Here is an 18,244-nt window from a genome sequence, read left to right as displayed (position 1 = left end):
CGATGCGGCTGAAGACGAAGCTGGTTCTCGCGGCAACGGGGTTGACGTTTGCGATCGTGCTGGTGCTTTCGGCATTGTTCGTGAGCGAACTGCTGCGGCAGAGGATCGAGCAGACGGCAGCGGCGAATGATGTGCTGGTGCACGAGGTCTGGCTGGAGATGCGGAAGGCGGTCGAGACGGGGCTGCGGGCGAATCCGCCGGTGGACCGGAGCGACGAGGCGCTGCATGCGGCGGTGGTGGATGCGCTGAGGAGTCAGACGGCTCTGACCCAGGTGATGAATACGATCGTGCGCTACTCGCCTACTGTGCAGGACGTGAGCGTGACGGATGCGCATGGGTTGACGTTATTGAGTACGGACCCGGATTCTGTGGATCAGCCGGCGGTGTTCCGATTCAGTTTGGCGAGTGTGCAGAACGGGCCGATCTCGCGGCAGATGAGGGTGGTGTTCGGCAAGCCGCGGGTGCTGGATATCTCGCAGTCGCTGGAGCGGAATGGGGCTCCGTTTCTGGTGGTGCATGTTGGGGTGCGGTCGACGTTTTTGAAGAACGCCTATGAGCCGTGGTTACTGGATGCGCTGATCTTTGCGGCGCTGGCGGCGCTGGCGGCGATGTTGTCGGCTGGGCTGCTGGCGAATGTGGCGTTGCGACCACTGGAGGCGATCAGTGCGCGGCTGGAGAGCTTGACGCTGACGGGAGGCGCGATTCCGGAGAGGTTGCTGGACAGCGGAGTAAGGAATGACGCGGTGGTGCGGGTGACCAGGACGCTGGACCGGTTGGGAGAACAGATGCGCACGCAGGAGGCCGGGTATACTGCGCTGCAGGCGAATCTGAACCAGATGCTGGATACGCTGCGAGATGGCGTTCTGCTGTTTACGGCGGATCGACGGGCGGTGATGGTGTCGGATGCGGTGGCTTATTTTCTGGGAGCGCCGTTGAACGAAGATCACGAGAAGCTGGTTGGCATGCGGCTGGAAGAGATCTTTGCTCCGGATAGCGTGCTCGGAGAGGCGGTGTTGGAGGCGTTCGCCGAGGGCGGCCAGGTGAGTGCGCAGGCGGTGACGCTGGAGGACGGGCGGCAGGTGCAATTCTCGCTGGACCGGATCGACGATCGGTTGAGCGGGGTGGGGAGTGTGGCGACGCTGTTGACGCTGCGGGATATGGAGTCGGTGGCGCAGCTAGGGCAGGAGCTGGAGGTCGCGAGGAGGCTGGCGGCGATTGGGAGGCTGACGGCCGGGGTGGGGCATGAGGTAAAGAACCCGATCAACGCGATGGTGTTGCACCTGGAGCTGCTGCGCGGGAAGCTGGCGCCCGGAGGGGCCGAGGCGTTTGGCGGGGCGCAACGGCATGTGGAGATTCTGGCGGGCGAGATGCAGCGGCTGGACAGAGTGGTGCAGACGCTGGCAGACTTTTCGCGACCCATGGAACTGCATCTGCGGGAGCATGACCTGCGGCAGGTGGTTGCGGTTGTGATGGAGCTGACCTCGGCCGAGATGCAGGAGAGTCGGGTGAGGGTGGTGGTGGATGCTCCGAAGGATCCGTTGATGGTGAGGGTGGATGCGCAGCTGATGCAGCAGGCGCTGCTGAACCTTTTGCTGAACGGTATGCAGGCTATGCCCGAGGGCGGGGCGATGGTGGTACGGATGCGGCGGGACCACCAGCTGGCGGTGGTTGAAGTAATTGACGAAGGAGAGGGTATACCTCCGGAGCTATTACCGCGTATCTTCGAACTGTACTTCACCACCAAACCAAAGGGCAGCGGAATCGGGCTGGCGATGACGTACAGGATTTTGCAGCTGCATGGCGGAGCGATGGAGGTTCGATCCAATGCCGACCCGGGTTCGGTCGAGCGTGGGACGACCTTTACGTTTCGGCTGCCGGCTGCGGCGGGAGTTGGCGGCGAGAGCAGGAAGGCCGCGGGAGCATTTCAGAAAGAGCTAGGGGAACGGGTTTGAAGGGTACGGGCAACATTACGCAAAAGATCGCATGGACGACTCTCTGGTTTGGTTTGGCGATGGGGATGGCGGGATGCCGGCATAAGCCGCAGCTCGCGCCGCTGCCGCCAGTGATGGCTCCGGTAGCGCTTGAGGATATTCCGGAGCCGGATGATCTGCCGATGGTGGAGGAGCCGCCGGTAAAGCTGCCGGTGGTGCCGGTGTCGACCGAGGCAGGGAAGCCGAAGAAGAGGAAGAAGACGCCTAAGGTTGTCGCACCGGTTGAACCACCGCCAGCGGAGACACAGGTGGCCAGTGCCGCTGCTGCTCCGTCGCCCGATGCTGCGGTGGGTGCTTTGACGGCGGGGGGAGAGACGAATCCGCAGACGAAACAGGAGGCGGAGGATCTTATCGCTTCGATCGACAAGAGGTTGAATGCGCTGCCGGCGCAGAAGGTGGAAGAGCAGAAGGCCCAGGTGAGTAAGGTGCGGAACTTCTGGAAGGATGCTCAGGATGCGTTGAAGTCCGGCGATGCTGAGGGGGCGAAGACGCTGGCGACGAAGGCTAAGCTGCTGCTGGATGATCTGGAGAAGTAGGGGTTAGTCGTTGTTCCACTAGCGGATTTGTTGGGGATCGCCGTTTCGCGATCTCGCCGCTGTCAAAAGGTTGCGAGCTGGCGCGTCTTGAGCGATGGCGTGGTCGCGGTGCTTCGAACAAAGACGAAGTTGACACAACTGCGACGCGGATTATAATTCTGGCCGGGCTCGGGGCCTGCTCCCACAAAATCTATAGTTCAAGAGGCGATCATGAAATCGAGAATCTCGGTGTGTCTCTCGCTGGTGGCGCTGACGGCGCTAGCAGTTTGTATCCCAGGTAGCGTATCTGCCCAGCAGAACTGGAAGGCAGTGCTTGGCGGTCAAAATAAAGATATGGGCAAACAGGCTATCGCCTTTCTTCCCAACGAGCTCTGGATCCACGAGGGCGACAACATCACCTGGACCTCTGGGACCGGCGAGATTCATACCGTGTCATTCCTGATAGCCGGTCAGGCGTATACCAATTTCATGGTGGGTTGTCCTGGATACTCGCCCAGTGGCACGAGTTTCGATGGCACTAAGTGCGTGAGCACGCCTCCGTTGGTGACGGGGCAAAGTTTTACCGTGAACTTCCCTAAACCCGGCAACTATAGCCTTGTCTGTCTGGTCCACCCGCACATGACCGGAGTCATACACGTCCTCCCGGCGTCGGCGGCTCTTCCGCACGATCAGGCCTTTTATGACGCGAAGGCAGCGGACCAGCGGAAGAGTCTGCTCACCGATACCGACAAGCAGCGGGACATGGATGACATGCTCTCGGCGCACGTGCTCGCAAACAAGAACAGCGTGACCGCCGGCATTGGAGAGATGACGGTGACCGGCGCTGGATTTGAGTCGCTTTCGGTTGTGCGTTTTCTGAAGGGAACCATTGAGGTCCGTAAGGGAGACACGATCGAGTGGACCAATTTAGACCCGGCTTTGCCGCATACGATCACGTTCGGAAAGGAGCCGCCGAATCCCGGGCCTCCTTCCGGCAATGTGCCGTTGATCCCGGATGCGGATGGAGTGTTGCATGCGACGATCAATTCGCAGGGGGACAACGTGCATTCGGGCTTTATTGTCGCGTCGCCGGAGAACCAGGTTGGCGTGCCGCAGTCACCTCCGGGCAATACGCGTTTTCGCATTACCTTCACGGAGGCGGGAACGTACAACTACATATGCGCGCTGCATGACAATCTTGGCATGATTGGCAAGGTGATTGTCCTGCCCTACTAGCGAGTCGGCGGAAAAGCTGGTTGGCGAGTCAGCAAGTCAGCGGAGTTCTTGCGGTGGGCAACTGCTTGCTGACTCGCTGACGGATTTTATCGCCGACTTGCTGACTTGCTCATTCCGCGCTGACTTGCTCGTTCTACGCGTTGGCTCCGTGGCATTTTTTGTACTTCTTGCCGGAGCCGCAGGGGCACTCGTCGTTGCGGCCTACTTTTTCGCCGGCGTGACGTGGGCCGGAGCCGTTGGTGTCGGCAGAGGAGGAGCTGACGGAGCGGGCCTGCTCTAGTTCGCGCTGCTTCTTCTTTTGGAACTCGCGCTCGAGGGCGTCGATGGTGGTGGAGGGTGCGCGGTTGGGTGGTGCGGTTGGCACGTTTTGACGCGCGGCTGGGGCGTTGGTGTGCTGCGGTGGGCCGGTTGGTGGGAGTGCGTTTTGGGCGTTGGCTGCGGATAGCTGCTGGGCTTGTTGGGCCTGAGCCAGAGCCTGCGCGTGGGCCTGGGCTTGAGCGAGCTGCTCTGCGGATTCGATGGGGGTGCCGTCGGGGCCGATGATCTGCATGCGGAAGAGGTGGCGGGCGGTGTCTTCCTGGAAGCGCATCATCATGCCTTCGAACATCTCGAAGGACTCCTTCTTGTAGGCGACGAGTGGGTCTTGCTGCGCGTAGCCGCGGAGGCCGATGCCCTCTTTGAGGTGATCCATCGCGAGGAGGTGATCCTTCCAGAGGCCGTCGAGGACCGAGAGCATGACGATGCGCTCGTGGTAGCGCATGGCTTCGGCGCCGAGGATGTTTTCTTTGATGTCGTAGCGGGCGCGGAGGTTTTGGAAGATGGCTTCGCCTAGTTCGTGGCGGTTGAGTGCCGTGGCGTCGATCTCTTTTTCGAGGTGTGCGCCGAAGATGTCGTAGATCTGCGCGAAGAGAGGCTCGAGCTTCCACTCGTCGGCGTGGACCTTTTCGGGGGCGTTTTCGTCGAGGATGTTGGAGAGGATGGTGGAGGTGTAATCCTCGGTGATGAGCTGCTTCTGGTCTACTCCTTCCATGAGCTGCCTTCGCAAACCGTAGACGGCTTCGCGCTGCTTGTTCATGACGTCGTCGTACTCGAGGACGTGCTTGCGGGACTCGAAGTTCTGGGTTTCGACGGCCTTCTGCGCGGCCTCGATGCGGCGGGAGATCATGCCGGATTCGATGGGGACACCCTCTTCCATGCCGAGGCGTTGGAGGAGCGTGGAGACCCACTCGCGGGCGAAGATGCGCATGAGGTCGTCTTCGAGCGAGAGGAAGAAGCGCGAGGAGCCGGGGTCGCCTTGACGGCCGGCGCGGCCGCGGAGCTGGTTGTCGACGCGGCGGGACTCGTGGCGCTCGGTGCCGAGGATGTGGAGGCCGCCTGCGCCGATGACGCTCTCGTGCTCGGCTTTGGCTGCGCCCTCGTGGGCTGCGGTGGCGGCGTCCCAGTTGGCTTGCGTGGTTTCGAACTCCTGGCCGGTGTAGTAGAAGCGGACCATGCCGGGGCCGGCGACGGGGCTGATGATGCCTTCGGCTGCGGAGACTGCGCGGGCTTGTTGTTTGCGGACGAGGTCCTGGCGGGCCATGAACTCGGCGTTGCCGCCGAGGAGGATGTCGGTGCCGCGGCCTGCCATGTTGGTGGCGATGGTGACCATGCCGAGACGACCGGCCTGCGCTACGATCTCTGCCTCCTTCTCGTGGAACTTTGCGTTGAGGACTACGTGGCGAACGCCTTTACGCTTGAGGATCTCGGAGAGGAGTTCGGATTTTTCGATCGACGTGGTGCCTACGAGGACGGGCTGCTTTTCGCCGTGGAGGCGGGCGATCTCGTCGGCGACTGCGAAGTATTTTTCCTGCGCGGTGCGGTAGACGACGTCGGCGTTTTCGATGCGGCGCATCGTGCGGTTGGTGGGGGTGACGACGATGTCGAGCTTGTAGATCTTGTCGAACTCGGCGGCTTCGGTCTCCGCAGTACCCGTCATTCCGCTTAATTTTTTGTACATGCGGAAGTAGTTCTGGAAGGTGATAGTGGCGAGGGTCTGGTCTTCCTTGCGGATGGCGACGCCTTCCTTGGCTTCGACGGCCTGATGTAGCCCGTCGGACCAGCGGCGGCCGGGCATGAGGCGGCCCGTGAACTCGTCGACGATGATGACTTCGCCGTCTTTGACGACGTACTCGACGTCGCGCTTGTAGAGGGAGTGGGCCTTGATGGCGACTTCGACGTGGTGCTTGAGGTCCCAGTTTTCGGGGTCGGCGATGTTGCCGATGCCGAGAAGGCCTTCGATCTTCTCCCAGCCTTCGTCGGTGACGGTGATGGAGCGGGTCTTTTCGTCTACGACGTAGTCGCCGGACCAGGTTTTGGTTTCGACGGTCTCGATGAGTTCGCCTAGCTCGAGCTTGGGGATGATGACGTTGACGCGGGCGTACTTGTCGGTGGTCTGGTCGGTGGGGCCGGAGATGATGAGCGGGGTGCGGGCCTCGTCGATGAGGATGGAGTCCACTTCGTCGACGATGCAGTAGTAGTGGCCGCGCTGGACCTGATCCTTGAGCTCGAACTTCATGTTGTCGCGGAGGTAGTCGAAGCCGAACTCGTTGTTGGTGCCGTAGGTGATGTCGGAGGCGTAGGCGTCGCGTCGTTGCTGGTCGTCGAGGTCGTGGACGATGACGCCGACGGTGAGGCCGAGGAAGCCGTAGATCTTGCCCATCCATTCGGCATCGCGTTTGGCGAGGTAGTCGTTGACGGTGACGACGTGGACGCCGCGGCCGGCGAGTGCGTTGAGGTAGCAGGGGAGCGTGGCGACGAGGGTCTTTCCTTCGCCGGTCTTCATCTCGGCGATCTTGCCGGAGTGGAGGACGATGCCGCCGATGAGCTGGACGTCGAAGTGGCGCATGCCGACGGCGCGTTTGCCGGCTTCGCGGACGACGGCGAAGGCTTCAGGCAGGATGGCGGTGAGGGCTTCTTTTTCGGCGGCGTTGCGCTCGTCGGCGTTCTCTGGGGTGTCGGCGATGTGGGAGATGGCGTCGGCGATACGCTGGCGGAACTCGGCGGTCTTGTTGCGCAGAGCCTCGTCGGAGAGCGCCTGAATGGTCGGCTCGAGCGCGTTGATCTGCGCGACGGTGGGCTGGATGCGCTTGACGGCGCGTTCGTTACTGGTGCCAAAGACTTTTGCAATGACTGAGTTGAGCAAAACGGTATCCTTCGGGGGCGCACTTTGTCCCAAATACTAGTGTAACTGGTATGGGTGGCGCGGTTGGAAGTGATGTTGGCCGTTTGAGATACGGCAAATCTGAAGCTCGCGAGTGAGGGATTCGAGCGGCTAGGATTTCGAACGGACGTAGACCGGGTCGCGCTTGAGGTAGGCGAAGCGGTACTTGGCGTCTTGTCCTGAGGGTGCGCAGAGGTGGCCGGTGAAGGGAGCGCGGAGGGTTTCGGCGGCGAAGGTTATGGCAACGAAGGCCGGGGTGAAGCACTTGCTGTTGTCGAAGACTTCGCCGGAGACCCAGTGGAGTTCGCCTGTTGCTTCTGCGTTGGCAGGGATCGCTACGGGCAGGATGACCGGGCCGGGGTGCATGCCAGGCGGAGTTTCGAGGGAGATGGGGAGTTTGGTGTTTGAGGCGTCTTCGAAGGCGAGCGTGGGGCGGCCGGGGACGATGCAGGTTTCGCCGCCGATGTTGCGAAGGACCAGCAGGGTGCCGGACTGCGACATGCCGTCGAAGTTGCCGTTTTCGCCGTCGAAGGAGAGCGAGAGCTGCGCGGCGGTGCAGGCCAGCAGGGTGGACGCGGAGGGCAGCGGAGTCGCGCTCGCTGAAGAGGCGAGGATGAGAACCACGGCGACGACTACATAGACCGCGTTGGAGGCTGGTTTGTTCACTGCGAGAATTTTAGTCTTTCTTTGTGAATCTGGTGAGATGTTTTCGAGTGACTTTGGGAATGGCGGGAAGCGGAGGCGGGATGTAAGCTGACTTGTCAGTTGCGGCAGTTCGTTCAGGCGGGAATCTTATGCTGAGTTACGTGCAGAGTAGCTTGCTGGTGGTTTTGGCGATGCTGGTTTCGGTGGCGATGGTGCTGGTGCTCAATCGGGCGTGGCCGATTCCCAATCGCAAGCTGATCAATGATGTGACGGGATGGCAGCTGGGGATACTGGGCACGACGTATGGAGTGATTCTGGGCTTCATGCTTTATACCGTCTGGATAGACTTTCGAGCGGCGGAGGTGAATGCGGCGCAGGAGGCTAGCTCTCTGTTGACCGTTACGCGGGTGGCCTCGGCGCTGCCGGCTGCGGAGAGAGAGGCGTTTCGCGCGCTGGGGCTGAAGTACGCGGATGCGGTGGTGCACCAGGAGTGGCCGGCGATGCAGCGTCAGCAGGAGAGCCGGGCGGGAGAGGTGATTGAGGTGGATATGTGGAAGCTGCTCGCGGCTCTGAAGGACGATGCCGGCGCGGCGAACAGCGTGGACCACCTGACGCGGGTGTTGAGTGAGCTGTCGGAGAGGCGCAGTCTGCGGGAGGAGCAGCTTCGTGTGCGGCTGCCGGTTGTGTTGTGGATTTTGCTACTGGCGGGCGGGGGCGCGACGGTGGGGTCTTCGTGTCTGCTGGGGAATGACAATAAGTGGCTGCACTATTGCCAGGTGCTGGCGCTGACGTTTGTGGTGGCGGTGACGCTGACTGCGATTGCGGACCTGGCGCGGCCGTTTGAGGGTTCGGTGTCGGTGAGCCCGATTGCGTTTGAGCGTGCTCAGACGATCATGCAGCTGGATGCGGCTCGTTAGGGGTTCATCGCTTATTCAAAGGCGTCGCCGAGAGCCCACATCTCAAAATCGAGATGTGGGGCACCCGGTTTTTTGCCGCTGTAGGGTGTGTCCGAGATGCTGGATTAGGGCGTTGAGGCCAGGGAGTTAGTGTCCGCCCATGGCTTCGGGGTCGGGTTTGGCCCGCTTGGGTGGGAGGCGCATGATGAAGGGCAGCGGCGTGAGCAGGAAGATGGTGCAGGCGAGGATGGCGAAGGCATTTTTGTAGCTGAGCATCGAGGCCTGACGGAGCATCTGCTGGTAGGCCTGACCGACGGCCATCTGTGAGGCGTTGGCTGCGGACATACCCTGCGACATCAGCATCTCTTTCATGCGGTCCATGTAGAGGTTGTAGGGGACGCTTCCGCGAACGACGTTGGCCGAGAGAGTGACCTGCTGGACCTGGGCGTTGCGCGCGAGGTAGGTGGTGAGGAGTGCTGTGCCTGCGCTGCCGCCGAGGTTGCGGGCGAAGTTGGAGAGGCTGGAGATCTGGTTGGTCTTGCTGGCAGGGACGCCGACGTAGTTGAGCGTGCTGATGGGGATGAAGATGAAGGCGAGGCCGATGACCTGAAGCATGCGCCAGAGGGTGACGGTGCCGAAGGCTGCGTTGAGGTCGAGGCGGGTGAGGTTGAAGATGCCGATGGCCGTGACGAGGTAGCCAAGACAGACCATGAGGCGGGGGTCGAATTTGCCGAGGCTGCGGCCGGCGACGAACATCATGATCATCATGACGAAGCCTGCGGGGGAGAGGACCATGCCGGCGCGTTCTGCGGTGTAGCCGAGGAGGCCCTGGAGATACTGAGGAATGAGGACCGTCGAGCCGAAGAGGACCATGCCGAGGATGAGCTGGAGGAAGACGGCGGTGCCGAAGTTTCGGTTCTTGAGGAGCTTGAGGTCGACGATGGGGTCGGGGTGGTGCCACTCCCACCAGGTGAAGAAGATGAGGGTGACTGCGGCGAGGATGGCGAAGGTGCGAATCATGGGATCGCCGAACCAGTCCTTCTCCTGGCCTTTATCGAGGGTGAACTCGAGGCAGCCTACACCGAGTGCGACGAGGCCGAGACCGAGGAAGTCAATCTTGAGGTGCTTGGCCTGCTCCATGCGCTCCTTGAGGTGGGGTGGATCTTCGACCATGCGGTTGCTGAGGTAGAGCGAGATGAGGCCGATGGGGATGTTGATGAAGAAGATCCAGTGCCAGTTGAAGTTGTCCGTGATCCAGCCGCCGAGGGTAGGGCCGATGGCGGGTGCGACGACGACGGCCATTCCATAGACGGCGAAGGCCTGGCCGCGCTTTTCGACGGGGAAGGTGTCGGCGAGGATGGCTTGTTCGCTGGGGGCGAGGCCGCCGCCGCCTGCGCCCTGAAGGATGCGCGCGACGATGAGCAGGGGAAGCGTGTTGGCGATGCCGCAGAGAAACGAGCAGATGGTGAAGAGGGCGACGCAGACCATGTAGAAGCGCTTGCGGCCAAAGCGGTTGGAGAGCCAGCCGGAGATGGGCAGGACGATGGCGCTTGAGACGAGATAGCTGGTGAGGACCCAGGTGGCCTCTTCGGAGCTGGCGCCGAGGGTGCCGGCGATGTGGGGCAGGGCGACGTTGGCGATGGAGGTGTCGAGGACCTCCATGAAGGTGGCGAGGGTGACGGTGAGCGCGATGGCCCAGGGGTTGTGGTGGGGCTTCCACGCAGCGGGCGCGGCAGGGGGCGTAGGCCGGGCGAGCGCGGACGAAGGTGCAGTCATTGTTGCCATATCAGTCTCCTGATATGATATCAGGAGACTGATATGGTTTCTTTAAATTCTAACGGTACGAAACGACAGGCGGAGAGACGGCGGGCGGCGCAGATGATGAAGCGCATCCTGATCCACTTCCGCAGCCAGATGGACGAGGCGCTGCGGCCCCATGGCGTGACGACGGCTCAGTTGCACATTCTGAAGACGATTCGGGAGCAGTCGGGGCTGTCGGGGGCTCAGCTGGCGCGGTTGTGCTACATGACACCGCAGTCGGCGCAGTCGCTGCTGTCGGGGCTGGAGAGAGACGGATGGATTGTACGGAATAAAGGGCGGGGGAATGACCGGATTCTTACGGCGCAACTGACTGCGGAGGGGGAAGAGCTGCTCCAGACGGCGGAGAAGATGGTGAAGGAGATCGAAGGGAAGCTCTGGCGGGGGGTAGCGGAGAATTCGATCAAGGCTTTGAATGGGGTGCTGGAGCAGTGCCTTGCGAATCTTGGGCCGGAGTCTGACGGCCGGTAGAGCCTGAGGAGAGAAGCCAGGACGGCCTGCCGTGGGGAAGGCAGGCCGTTGGTTTACTGGCTGGGTTGTTTGCCGTGGAATAGTTTGTGGTTGATGTCGGGCCAGAACTCGTGAAAGAGGAAGGTGCCGGCGTCGATACCGATGTTTGACCCCCATTTGCTGGCGGTATTGCCGAAAGTACGTTCTCTCGAGGGGTAGTAAAGGTTGGAGAGTCCGGCGCCAGCTCCTGCACCGACGATCTCGCTGATGTTGAAGGTCTCATTTCCGGCGTCGTTCCGCGTAATTACGACGCGGCTTAGAGAGTAGCCAGCGCGCTTCATGAAGCCACCGTGTCCCAGCGTGTAATAGCGGTTGTCTTCCCGGGTGATGACGGGGAAGATAGCCTCAACGGTGTAGTTTTCCACGGCCTGGTCGGCGAAGGCGTGCCAGTAGTAGCGTCCGTAGCCTGCGGCGCCTTGACGAAATTCGGGCGTGGAGTTTGTAGCCTGATTGATGCCGGCGACCGCTGCGGGAAGAAAGATGGAGGAGTAGTCAAAGCTGTCCTGCGTAGCAGTTTTGAACTTCTCTAGGGGTGTTTGCGGGGGTAGGTGAACGTTGGCGCTGACGGCGCGGAAGTTTGGAAAGATGCCGAGGATGCGCTTGGTTTGAACACCTTCCTGCTTTGCGACCGGGCCTGAGATCGGGGCCTGAGGAGCGTCGGGAAGGTCGGAGTTGTCGAGCGAGGACGATGAGGCTGTGTCAATACTGACTGTTTTGAAAGCGGCGGGCTTATCCGAGAGGGAGTTCAGTCTGTTCTGTGCCCCTGCGTTGCCGCAGAAAAGATACAGTGACAGGAACAAATTGGTGGCGCAGAGGGAGTGACCTGATTTTATTTTCATAGGCATTAGGTATTAAGTTAGTTCATTAGACGTAAAACTATGATGTTTGGTCTGGCTGAGATGATTCATCGACTTTTAATTGATTCTTGGGCACGGGTGCGGCGAGAGATTTGAGTAAGATGCGGGCTTGCTCTGGGGATCTGCTCTGGGATTTGCTTTGGGATTTGTGGCGCTTAGCTGAGGGTGGCATGGAAGCGAAGGCGAACGTAGTCGGCGATCCAGTTGCCGTCGGCGTCGCGGAGAATGGGCTCGAGCAGGGCGATGGTGTCAGTGAGTGCTGCTGTGCGATCGTGTGGATTGAGGCGGTCGAGGACACCGTTGCGGAAGGTGTTGAGCCAGGACTCCATGCCGTTGGGGAGCGGCGTGGGGCGAGGGATGAGCGCGATGGATTGGACCGTGAAGCCCGCGGATTCGAGGAGACGGCGATAGAGTGCGGGCGAGGGGAAGAAGCTGGCGGCGGTGGCTTCGGCGTCGATGTGGAAGGGCGCGAGGGTAGCCTGGAGTGCGGTGCGGATGGCGGCGACGTTGCCGTGTCCGCCCATCTCGGCGACGAAGCGGGCTTGTGGATTGGTGCTGCGGAGGGCGCGGTGAACGCCGGCGAGCGTGGCCTGATGGCCGGAGATGCCGGTGATCCAGTGGAGGGCGGCGTTGGAGAAGACGGCGTCGAACTGGTTGTTGTAGGGGAGCGCGGTTGCGTCCTGTTGTTCTACAGCAAAGCTGCGGGCGCCAGCAAAATTGACGGCGCTGTGGAGGCTGCGCTCACGGGCGGCGGCGAGCATGGTGGGTGAGGCGTCGACGCCGGTGAGGATGGCGCCGGTGGCAGCGAGTTGTTCGGTGAGGGCGCCGTCGCCGCAGCCGAGATCGAGGATGTGTTCGCCGGGTTGGGGGGCGAGGAGAGCGACGACGTCAGAGGCTAGGGTGGCGACGAAGCGGCCGTTGGCGGCGTAGTCTTCGGTGTTCCAGGTTTGGCCGGTTTTGAGGTGGGCGCTCATCTGCTTATTGTTCGCCGACGCGCGCCTTTTTGCGAGGAAGATAAGAATTTTCTGTGCGGGGATAAGGAAGCGCCGACCCGTAAGAGTGATGGCGCTTCTTTCAGACAGGACATTATGTGTGTTTCAGAGATAACGACGCTAGGTGCCGTAACCGCGATGCTTCATAGCCAGCAGATCCTGATTGCTGGGCCAGGAGATGGTGAGGAGGAAGGCGGAGTCCTGAAGGGCCTCTACTTCGTGCCGGATGGAGGCGCCGAGAGTGATGAGCTCTCCTGTTTTGAGGTCGTGGGGCTTGCCGTGGACGGTGAAACGTATCTGCCCCTTGAGGACCTGGACGGAGAGGGTTCCGTCCGCGTGATGCTCCTTCATCTTGGCTGCGTTCTCCATGAGGATGAGGACGACTCGGAGGTCGTGTTTCTTGAACAGGGTCTTGGCGTACTGGCCGGATTGCCAGGGCTTCTTCTGCTCGGAGTCGGCGATCTCCTGGGGTAGGTCGAACTGCGCCATCTTGTCGATCATGGTGCCGTCTTTGAGGGAGGTGGTCATTTTGTTTTCCTCGGCCCGGATTAATTACGCTTTGTGAGGGATGAGATGCAAGGGGAATGATTGGGCCCGGGGGAGCGGACATATACTTGTGTTTTGCCGGGCAGGGATTTTGCCGGCGGGAGAATGCTCTCTGGGAGTGAATCGGTGACGACGAAGATGATGACTGCGGTTGCGTTTGGGCGGGAGAACAAGGGGCGTTTTGTTGAGGAGTTGAAGGCTCTGCTGCGGATTCCTTCGGTGTCTACGGCTCCGGAGCATGCGGGTGATGTGCGGGGGGCTGCGGAGTTTGTTGCGGCTGAGCTGAAGAGGATTGGGATGGAGAACGTGCGTCTGATTGAGACGAGTACTGCGGGGCGGAAGGGGCATCCGCTGGTGTATGCGGACTGGTTGCATGCGGCGCCGGGAGCGGATGGGAAGGCCAAGCCTACGGTGCTTTGTTATGGGCACTACGATGTTCAGCCGGCGGAGCCTCTGGATGAGTGGAAGTCGCCTCCGTTTGAGCCTACGGAGAGGGATGGGAATATCTATGCTCGCGGTGCGGTGGATGACAAGGGGCAGATGTGGATGCATGTGAAGGCGCTGGAGTCGCTGATGGCTGCGGGCGGTGGGACGCTGCCGGTGAATGTGCGGGTGATCGTTGAGGGAGAGGAAGAGGTTGGCGGGGAGGGGATCGCTGCGTTTGTGCGGGAGCATGGCGATCAGCTGAAGGCGGATGTGGCGCTGGTGAGCGATACGGAGATGTTTGCGCCGGAGCTGCCGACGCTGTGCGTGGGGCTGCGCGGGATGATCTACACCGAAATTGAGGCTCGCGGGGCGAAGACGGATCTGCACTCGGGGATGTATGGCGGGGCGGCTCCGAATCCGTTTGTCGCGCTGGCTCAGGTGATTGCGAAGTTGAAGGATGAGAACGGGAAGATTTTGATTCCGGGATTTTATGACGAGGTGCAGAAGCCGACGGCGGATGAGTTGAAGGCGTGGAAGGCGCTGCCTTTTGATGAAGAGCACTATTGCGCGACGGAGGTTGGGTCGAGTGTGCTGACGGGCGAGCCGGGGTTGAGTGTGCAGGAGCGGACGTGGGCGAGACCGACGCTCGATGTGCATGGGATGCCGGGCGGGTTTGTTGGAGTGGGCGCTAAGACTGTGATTCCCGCGAAGGCCGTGGCGAAGGTGAGCATGAGGCTGGTGCCGGATATGACTCCGGCGGAGAGCTTTCGGAGGTACAAGGCCTATGTGGAGTCGATTGCGCCGAAGGGAGTGCAGCTCGAGGTGCGGTTGATTCATGCGGGCGATCCGATTGTGGTGAGCACGGATAACTCTTACGTGAAGGCTGCGACGGAGGCGATGCGCGAGGTGTTCGGGAAGGAGACTGTGTTTGTGCGTGGCGGGGGGTCGATTCCGATTGTGGGGGACTTTGTGCGGGAGCTGAAGGTGCCGACGGTGATGATGGGATTCGGGCTGCCGGATGACAACCTTCATGCGCCGAACGAGAAGTTTCATCTGGCGAACTTTCATCGCGGCATCGAGTCGATTGTGCGGTTTTTGAGTGGCGTGGGTGCCTGATGGCCTGCCCGGTCCCGGAAGAGGTCGGCGGATATGTGCTGGCGGGTGGGAAGAGTTCGCGCATGGGGCGGGACAAGGCTCTGCTGGAGTTGGCGGGTAAGCCGCTGGTGCGCCATGCGGTGACGAAGCTGCGACGGGTGTGCATGGATGTACGGATTCTGAGCGGCAACCCAGAGCTTGCGGCGTACGCGCCGATTGTGGCTGACTTGCATCCCGGTTGCGGGCCAATGGGGGGGATGGAGGCGGCGCTGGCTCACTCGGTCTTTGAGTGGAATCTGTTTATGCCGGTGGATATGCCGTTTCTTCCTTCGGCGTTTTTGCGCCACTGGGTTCGCAGGACGCTGGTTGAGAAGGAAAGGGGAGCGAGGCTGGCAATGTTTACGGTGGATGGCCTTCCGCAGCCCACGCTGGCGATGGTTCACCGGGACGCCGCCCCCTTTGTGGCGAGTGCGGTAGAGCGGGGGGAGTTCAAGTTGTATCCGGTATTGGAGCGGGCGGGCAGGGAACTGGCCGAGAAGCAGGGAGTCGTGCTCGGCATGACATTCCGCAATTTGCCATGGAGCGATCAATCGAAGTTTGAGGCGACGCCAAATCTATACGGTCCGCGGCAAGAAGTCTGGCTGGCAACGACCGAGGCGCAGCAGGCGGCGAAGCATCTCTGGTTTGCGAATTTGAATACGCCGGAGGAGTTTGCGGAGGCGGAGCGGCATGTCGATGCACTGGATACATAGCGGGATACATAGCGGGGGCGATGGGTTAGGCTAGATTTGTGTCTTGATTTGGTTGGTGGGAGTCGCTGAGATGGCAGAGCCGGATGACAAGATCGAGGAACAGCAGCCTGAGGTAACCGCGGATACTCCGCTGATTGAGAGCGTGTCGGAGGATGTGTCGGTGGAGGTGGGCGATTTTATCCAGCAGGCGGCGGAGCAGAATGAGGCTGCTGCCGAGGCTGTGCCGGATGTGAAGAACAAGCCGGGGCCCTACATCTCGTTTGAGCATGTGTACAAGTCGTTCGGCGAGTTTGTGGTGCTGGAGGATGTGAGCTTCTACGTGCTGCCGGGGGAGACGCTGTGCATCCTGGGACGAAGCGGCGTGGGTAAGTCGGTGTCGCTGCAGATGCTGCTGGGCTTTTTGAAGCCGGATAAGGGGATGATCAAGGTTGCGGGGGAGAATATCTGTGGCTTCGGGGAGAGGGAGTTACAGGAGATTCGCCGCAAGGTGACGATGGTCTTTCAGAACGGAGCGCTGTTCGACTCGATTACGGTGGGAGAGAACGTCGCGTTTCCGATGCGGGAGCGCGGGGAGATGGCGGAGGACCAGATTCTGCAGGTGGTGAAGGGGCTGCTGGAGATGGTGGGGGTCGCGGGGATGGAAAGCCTGTTGCCGTCTGACCTCTCGACAGGGATGAAGCGGTCGGTTGCGATTGCGCGGGCGTTGGCGTCGCAGCCGGAGGCGGTGCTGTATGACGAGCCGACGACGATGGTGGACCCGCTGATGGCACATCTTCTCGGAGATTTAATTGAACGGTTGAAGCAACAGTTGCATCTCACCAGCATTGTGGTGACTCACGACATGCGGCTGGCGAAGAAGCTCGCAGATAGAGTGGTGTTTTTGAGCGCAGGCAAAGCGATTTTCTTTGGAACGATGGAAGAGATGGAACGCAGTCGGGATCCGATCCTTCAGGAGTTTCTGGCGCTGGATGAGTTGGTGACTCCGGTCTAGGGTTATGGCATGAGGCAAGGCGCGGCTCCGTTAAAGCGACTCCCATGAAGGTGTTATAGCTGTTCTGCAAACTGTTGCAGTATGTGTTGCCAAGCCCCGGTCTGAGACGTATGCTCCAGATAGCATCCAAAATTTTCAATGACCCGCAGCACTGTATTATTTGGCGTCTTTTTTTATCGACGATACCCCTGAGCTTCAACTTTGGGCATCCTACCGACTATAAGGCCCTGGGACTATTTGAGTTGAAAGGCGTTCGCTATGGCGACACCGGATTATCTGCAGCAGGTCATCGTTTCAGAGAGAAAATACGCTGGGAATGGAAGACGCGCGTCAAGGGCCGGCGACGGGGTCTTCCGCAGGCCGTCGATCACGAGCACGGTGTGGGCCTCGCTGGACCTGCTGACCGTGGTGATTGCGGCGGTTGTAGCTCTAAGGTTCCGTGTAGCGACACCCGCGGATGTGCCTACGCTGCATGTGCTCCCGCATCTGATCAGGTCTTCCCCGAATCTTCTGTTTTTTTATATTGGCTGGTATGGAATCTGCCTGATCTTCTTTACGCGGTCGTATGGGCTGTATGGGACGATTCAGCACCATAGCGGATTGCATGAACAGAGGATGACGATTCAGGCATCGCTGACCTCGGGCCTGCTTCTGTGCGGGACGCTTTACCTGTCGAGCGGCGAGGCGATCTCCCGAATCGTGGTTGGGTTGATGGTGGTGTTTACGACGGTGCTGCTGTGTCTGCGGCGCGCGTTGTGGCGGAGGATGGTCTATCGGCGATTCCGGGCAGGCATTGAGACGCGGAATGTCTTGATTGTGGGCGCAGGGCGCGTGGGGCACGCGCTGAGGAACCATATCGACACGCTGCAGCATCTGGGTTTTCGATTCAAGGGCTTTGTGGCGTTGACCGAGCGTGAGGCGGAGTCCGGCAACGCGGATGTGATTGGCGATGCGAGGAACTGCCTGTCGCTGGCACGATCGTTGTTTGTGGATGAGATCTTCTTTTCCGTTCCGGCGGAAGAGAAGATGGTGATCCGCATGGTGGAAGAGGCTCGGATCGCCGGCATCGATGTCCGCGTGGTTCCGGATATGTATGACGGCCTGGCGTGGAATGCGAAGGTCGAATATGTCGGTCAGTTTCCGACGATTCCGCTGCACCGCAGAGACTTTCCTATCGGCGGATTTTTGCTGAAGCGGGTGCTGGATACGACAGTTTCAGTGATTGGGCTGGTGTTGACTGCGCCTGTGATGCTGGCGATTGCCGTTGCGATTCGTCTGGACTCTCCGGGGCCTATCTTTTATAAGGCGCAGCGGATTGGGCGAAAAGGTCGCGCGTTCTCCTGCTACAAGTTTCGAACGATGGTGCAGAACGCGGATAAGTTGAAGGCCGATCTGGAACACATGAACGAGCGCGACAGCGTGCTGTTCAAGATCAAGAAGGACCCTCGGATTACGAAGGTAGGCAGGGTGTTGCGGAAGTATTCGCTCGATGAGCTGCCGCAGTTTTATAACGTGCTGAAGGGCGATATGAGCCTGGTGGGGCCGCGGCCTCCGATGGCGGCTGAGGTGGAGCAGTACGATCTTGCGCATCTGCGGCGGCTGGATGTGCTGCCGGGCATTACCGGGCTGTGGCAGGTGGAGGCGCGGCAGGATCCCTCGTTCGACAGCTATATCTCGCTGGATACGGCGTACGTCGAGAACTGGAGTCTGATTATGGATCTTCGGATTCTGGCGCGCACGGTGGGTGTGGTGTTGAGCGGGACAGGCTCCTAAGC

15 protein-coding genes are annotated in these 18,244 nt (G+C 60.6%); 9 read left to right on the top strand and 6 right to left on the bottom strand.

Going from position 1 to position 18,244, the window contains the following annotated elements:
- Positions 1-2: 2 nt before the first annotated feature.
- The 3 genes from HDF09_RS04830 (at position 3) to HDF09_RS04820 (ending at position 3,742) form a co-directional block, all read left to right on the top strand.
- The gene (locus HDF09_RS04830) at positions 3-1,952 is read left to right on the top strand and encodes a sensor histidine kinase (RefSeq protein ID WP_183762207.1); all 1,950 of its coding nucleotides are present in this window, start codon (positions 3-5) and stop codon (positions 1,950-1,952) included.
- The gene (locus tag HDF09_RS04825) at positions 1,949-2,527 is read left to right on the top strand and encodes a hypothetical protein (protein ID WP_183762204.1); all 579 of its coding nucleotides are present in this window, start codon (positions 1,949-1,951) and stop codon (positions 2,525-2,527) included. Before HDF09_RS04830 ends, HDF09_RS04825 begins: the two co-directional genes overlap by 4 nt.
- Before the next feature lie 210 nt (positions 2,528-2,737).
- Complete coding sequence (locus HDF09_RS04820; RefSeq protein WP_183762201.1) at positions 2,738-3,742, top strand: cupredoxin domain-containing protein; 1,005 nt, start codon at positions 2,738-2,740, stop codon at positions 3,740-3,742.
- A gap of 133 nt (positions 3,743-3,875) precedes the next feature.
- Here HDF09_RS04820 and secA read toward each other — a convergent pair whose 3' ends face one another.
- Positions 3,876-6,923 carry a preprotein translocase subunit SecA gene (gene secA, locus HDF09_RS04815; protein ID WP_183762197.1) on the bottom strand — a complete coding sequence of 1,016 codons (3,048 nt, stop codon included), beginning with the start codon at positions 6,921-6,923 and terminating at the stop codon, positions 3,876-3,878.
- Positions 6,924-7,052: 129 nt separating this feature from the next.
- Positions 7,053-7,607 (bottom strand): DUF4232 domain-containing protein, encoded by a 555-nt coding sequence (locus HDF09_RS04810; RefSeq protein WP_183762182.1) that lies wholly within the window; start codon positions 7,605-7,607, stop codon positions 7,053-7,055.
- A 128-nt stretch (positions 7,608-7,735) separates the two neighbouring features.
- On the opposite strand from HDF09_RS04810, the gene HDF09_RS04805 reads away from it, so the two are divergent.
- Positions 7,736-8,503: a bestrophin-like domain gene (locus HDF09_RS04805; protein WP_183762179.1), complete on the top strand. Its 768-nt coding sequence runs from the start codon at positions 7,736-7,738 to the stop codon at positions 8,501-8,503.
- Between the two features lie 126 nt (positions 8,504-8,629).
- Here HDF09_RS04805 and HDF09_RS04800 read toward each other — a convergent pair whose 3' ends face one another.
- On the bottom strand, positions 8,630-10,258 hold the full coding sequence (locus HDF09_RS04800) for a DHA2 family efflux MFS transporter permease subunit (protein ID WP_183763382.1): 1,629 nt from the start codon (positions 10,256-10,258) through the stop codon (positions 8,630-8,632).
- Between the two features lie 42 nt (positions 10,259-10,300).
- Here HDF09_RS04800 and HDF09_RS04795 point away from each other — a divergent pair, with 42 nt between their 5' ends.
- Positions 10,301-10,771, top strand: a complete 471-nt coding sequence (locus HDF09_RS04795) for a MarR family winged helix-turn-helix transcriptional regulator (protein ID WP_183762176.1) — start codon at positions 10,301-10,303, stop codon at positions 10,769-10,771.
- Positions 10,772-10,824: 53 nt separating this feature from the next.
- On the opposite strand, the gene HDF09_RS04790 is transcribed toward HDF09_RS04795, so the two are convergent.
- The 3 genes from HDF09_RS04790 to HDF09_RS04780 form a co-directional block, all read right to left on the bottom strand.
- A complete protein-coding gene (locus tag HDF09_RS04790; protein WP_221269994.1) occupies positions 10,825-11,649 on the bottom strand; it encodes a hypothetical protein in 825 nt (274 codons plus the stop codon).
- A gap of 173 nt (positions 11,650-11,822) precedes the next feature.
- A complete protein-coding gene (locus tag HDF09_RS04785) occupies positions 11,823-12,641 on the bottom strand; it encodes a class I SAM-dependent methyltransferase (protein WP_183762173.1) in 819 nt (272 codons plus the stop codon).
- A 138-nt stretch (positions 12,642-12,779) separates the two neighbouring features.
- Positions 12,780-13,187, bottom strand: a complete 408-nt coding sequence (locus HDF09_RS04780; protein WP_183762170.1) for a cupin domain-containing protein — start codon at positions 13,185-13,187, stop codon at positions 12,780-12,782.
- Between the two features lie 156 nt (positions 13,188-13,343).
- Here HDF09_RS04780 and HDF09_RS04775 point away from each other — a divergent pair, with 156 nt between their 5' ends.
- The 4 genes from HDF09_RS04775 to HDF09_RS04760 all read left to right on the top strand — a co-directional run bounded on the left by HDF09_RS04775 (position 13,344) and on the right by HDF09_RS04760 (position 18,242).
- On the top strand, positions 13,344-14,747 hold the full coding sequence (locus HDF09_RS04775; RefSeq protein WP_183763376.1) for a dipeptidase: 1,404 nt from the start codon (positions 13,344-13,346) through the stop codon (positions 14,745-14,747).
- Positions 14,747-15,478, top strand: a complete 732-nt coding sequence (mobA, locus tag HDF09_RS04770; RefSeq protein ID WP_183762167.1) for a molybdenum cofactor guanylyltransferase — start codon at positions 14,747-14,749, stop codon at positions 15,476-15,478. Before HDF09_RS04775 ends, mobA begins: the two co-directional genes overlap by 1 nt.
- A 70-nt stretch (positions 15,479-15,548) precedes the next feature.
- A complete protein-coding gene (locus HDF09_RS04765) occupies positions 15,549-16,469 on the top strand; it encodes an ABC transporter ATP-binding protein (RefSeq protein ID WP_183762164.1) in 921 nt (306 codons plus the stop codon).
- A gap of 258 nt (positions 16,470-16,727) precedes the next feature.
- Entirely contained in the window at positions 16,728-18,242 is a 1,515-nt protein-coding gene (locus HDF09_RS04760) for a sugar transferase (RefSeq protein ID WP_183762149.1), read from the top strand.
- Positions 18,243-18,244 lie beyond the last annotated feature (2 nt).

Origin of the sequence: Edaphobacter lichenicola, assembly GCF_014201315.1 — a bacterium.
Lineage (GTDB): Bacteria > Acidobacteriota > Terriglobia > Terriglobales > Acidobacteriaceae > Edaphobacter > Edaphobacter lichenicola_B.
This window is presented reverse-complemented; position numbering and strand designations above follow the sequence as displayed.

What these genes read in the sequence shown, in the direction of transcription:
- HDF09_RS04830 (WP_183762207.1), top strand. Translation starts at nt 3, where the DNA reads ATGCGGCTGAAGACGAAGCTGGTTCTCGCGGCAACGGGGTTGACGTTT.
- HDF09_RS04820 (WP_183762201.1), top strand. Translation starts at nt 2,738, where the DNA reads ATGAAATCGAGAATCTCGGTGTGTCTCTCGCTGGTGGCGCTGACGGCG.
- HDF09_RS04805 (WP_183762179.1), top strand. Translation starts at nt 7,736, where the DNA reads ATGCTGAGTTACGTGCAGAGTAGCTTGCTGGTGGTTTTGGCGATGCTG.
- HDF09_RS04800 (WP_183763382.1), bottom strand. Translation starts at nt 10,258, where the DNA reads ATGACTGCACCTTCGTCCGCGCTCGCCCGGCCTACGCCCCCTGCCGCG.
- HDF09_RS04795 (WP_183762176.1), top strand. Translation starts at nt 10,301, where the DNA reads ATGGTTTCTTTAAATTCTAACGGTACGAAACGACAGGCGGAGAGACGG.
- HDF09_RS04790 (WP_221269994.1), bottom strand. Translation starts at nt 11,649, where the DNA reads ATGAAAATAAAATCAGGTCACTCCCTCTGCGCCACCAATTTGTTCCTG.
- HDF09_RS04785 (WP_183762173.1), bottom strand. Translation starts at nt 12,641, where the DNA reads ATGAGCGCCCACCTCAAAACCGGCCAAACCTGGAACACCGAAGACTAC.
- HDF09_RS04780 (WP_183762170.1), bottom strand. Translation starts at nt 13,187, where the DNA reads ATGACCACCTCCCTCAAAGACGGCACCATGATCGACAAGATGGCGCAG.
- HDF09_RS04775 (WP_183763376.1), top strand. Translation starts at nt 13,344, where the DNA reads ATGATGACTGCGGTTGCGTTTGGGCGGGAGAACAAGGGGCGTTTTGTT.
- mobA (WP_183762167.1), top strand. Translation starts at nt 14,747, where the DNA reads ATGGCCTGCCCGGTCCCGGAAGAGGTCGGCGGATATGTGCTGGCGGGT.
- HDF09_RS04765 (WP_183762164.1), top strand. Translation starts at nt 15,549, where the DNA reads ATGGCAGAGCCGGATGACAAGATCGAGGAACAGCAGCCTGAGGTAACC.
- HDF09_RS04760 (WP_183762149.1), top strand. Translation starts at nt 16,728, where the DNA reads ATGGCGACACCGGATTATCTGCAGCAGGTCATCGTTTCAGAGAGAAAA.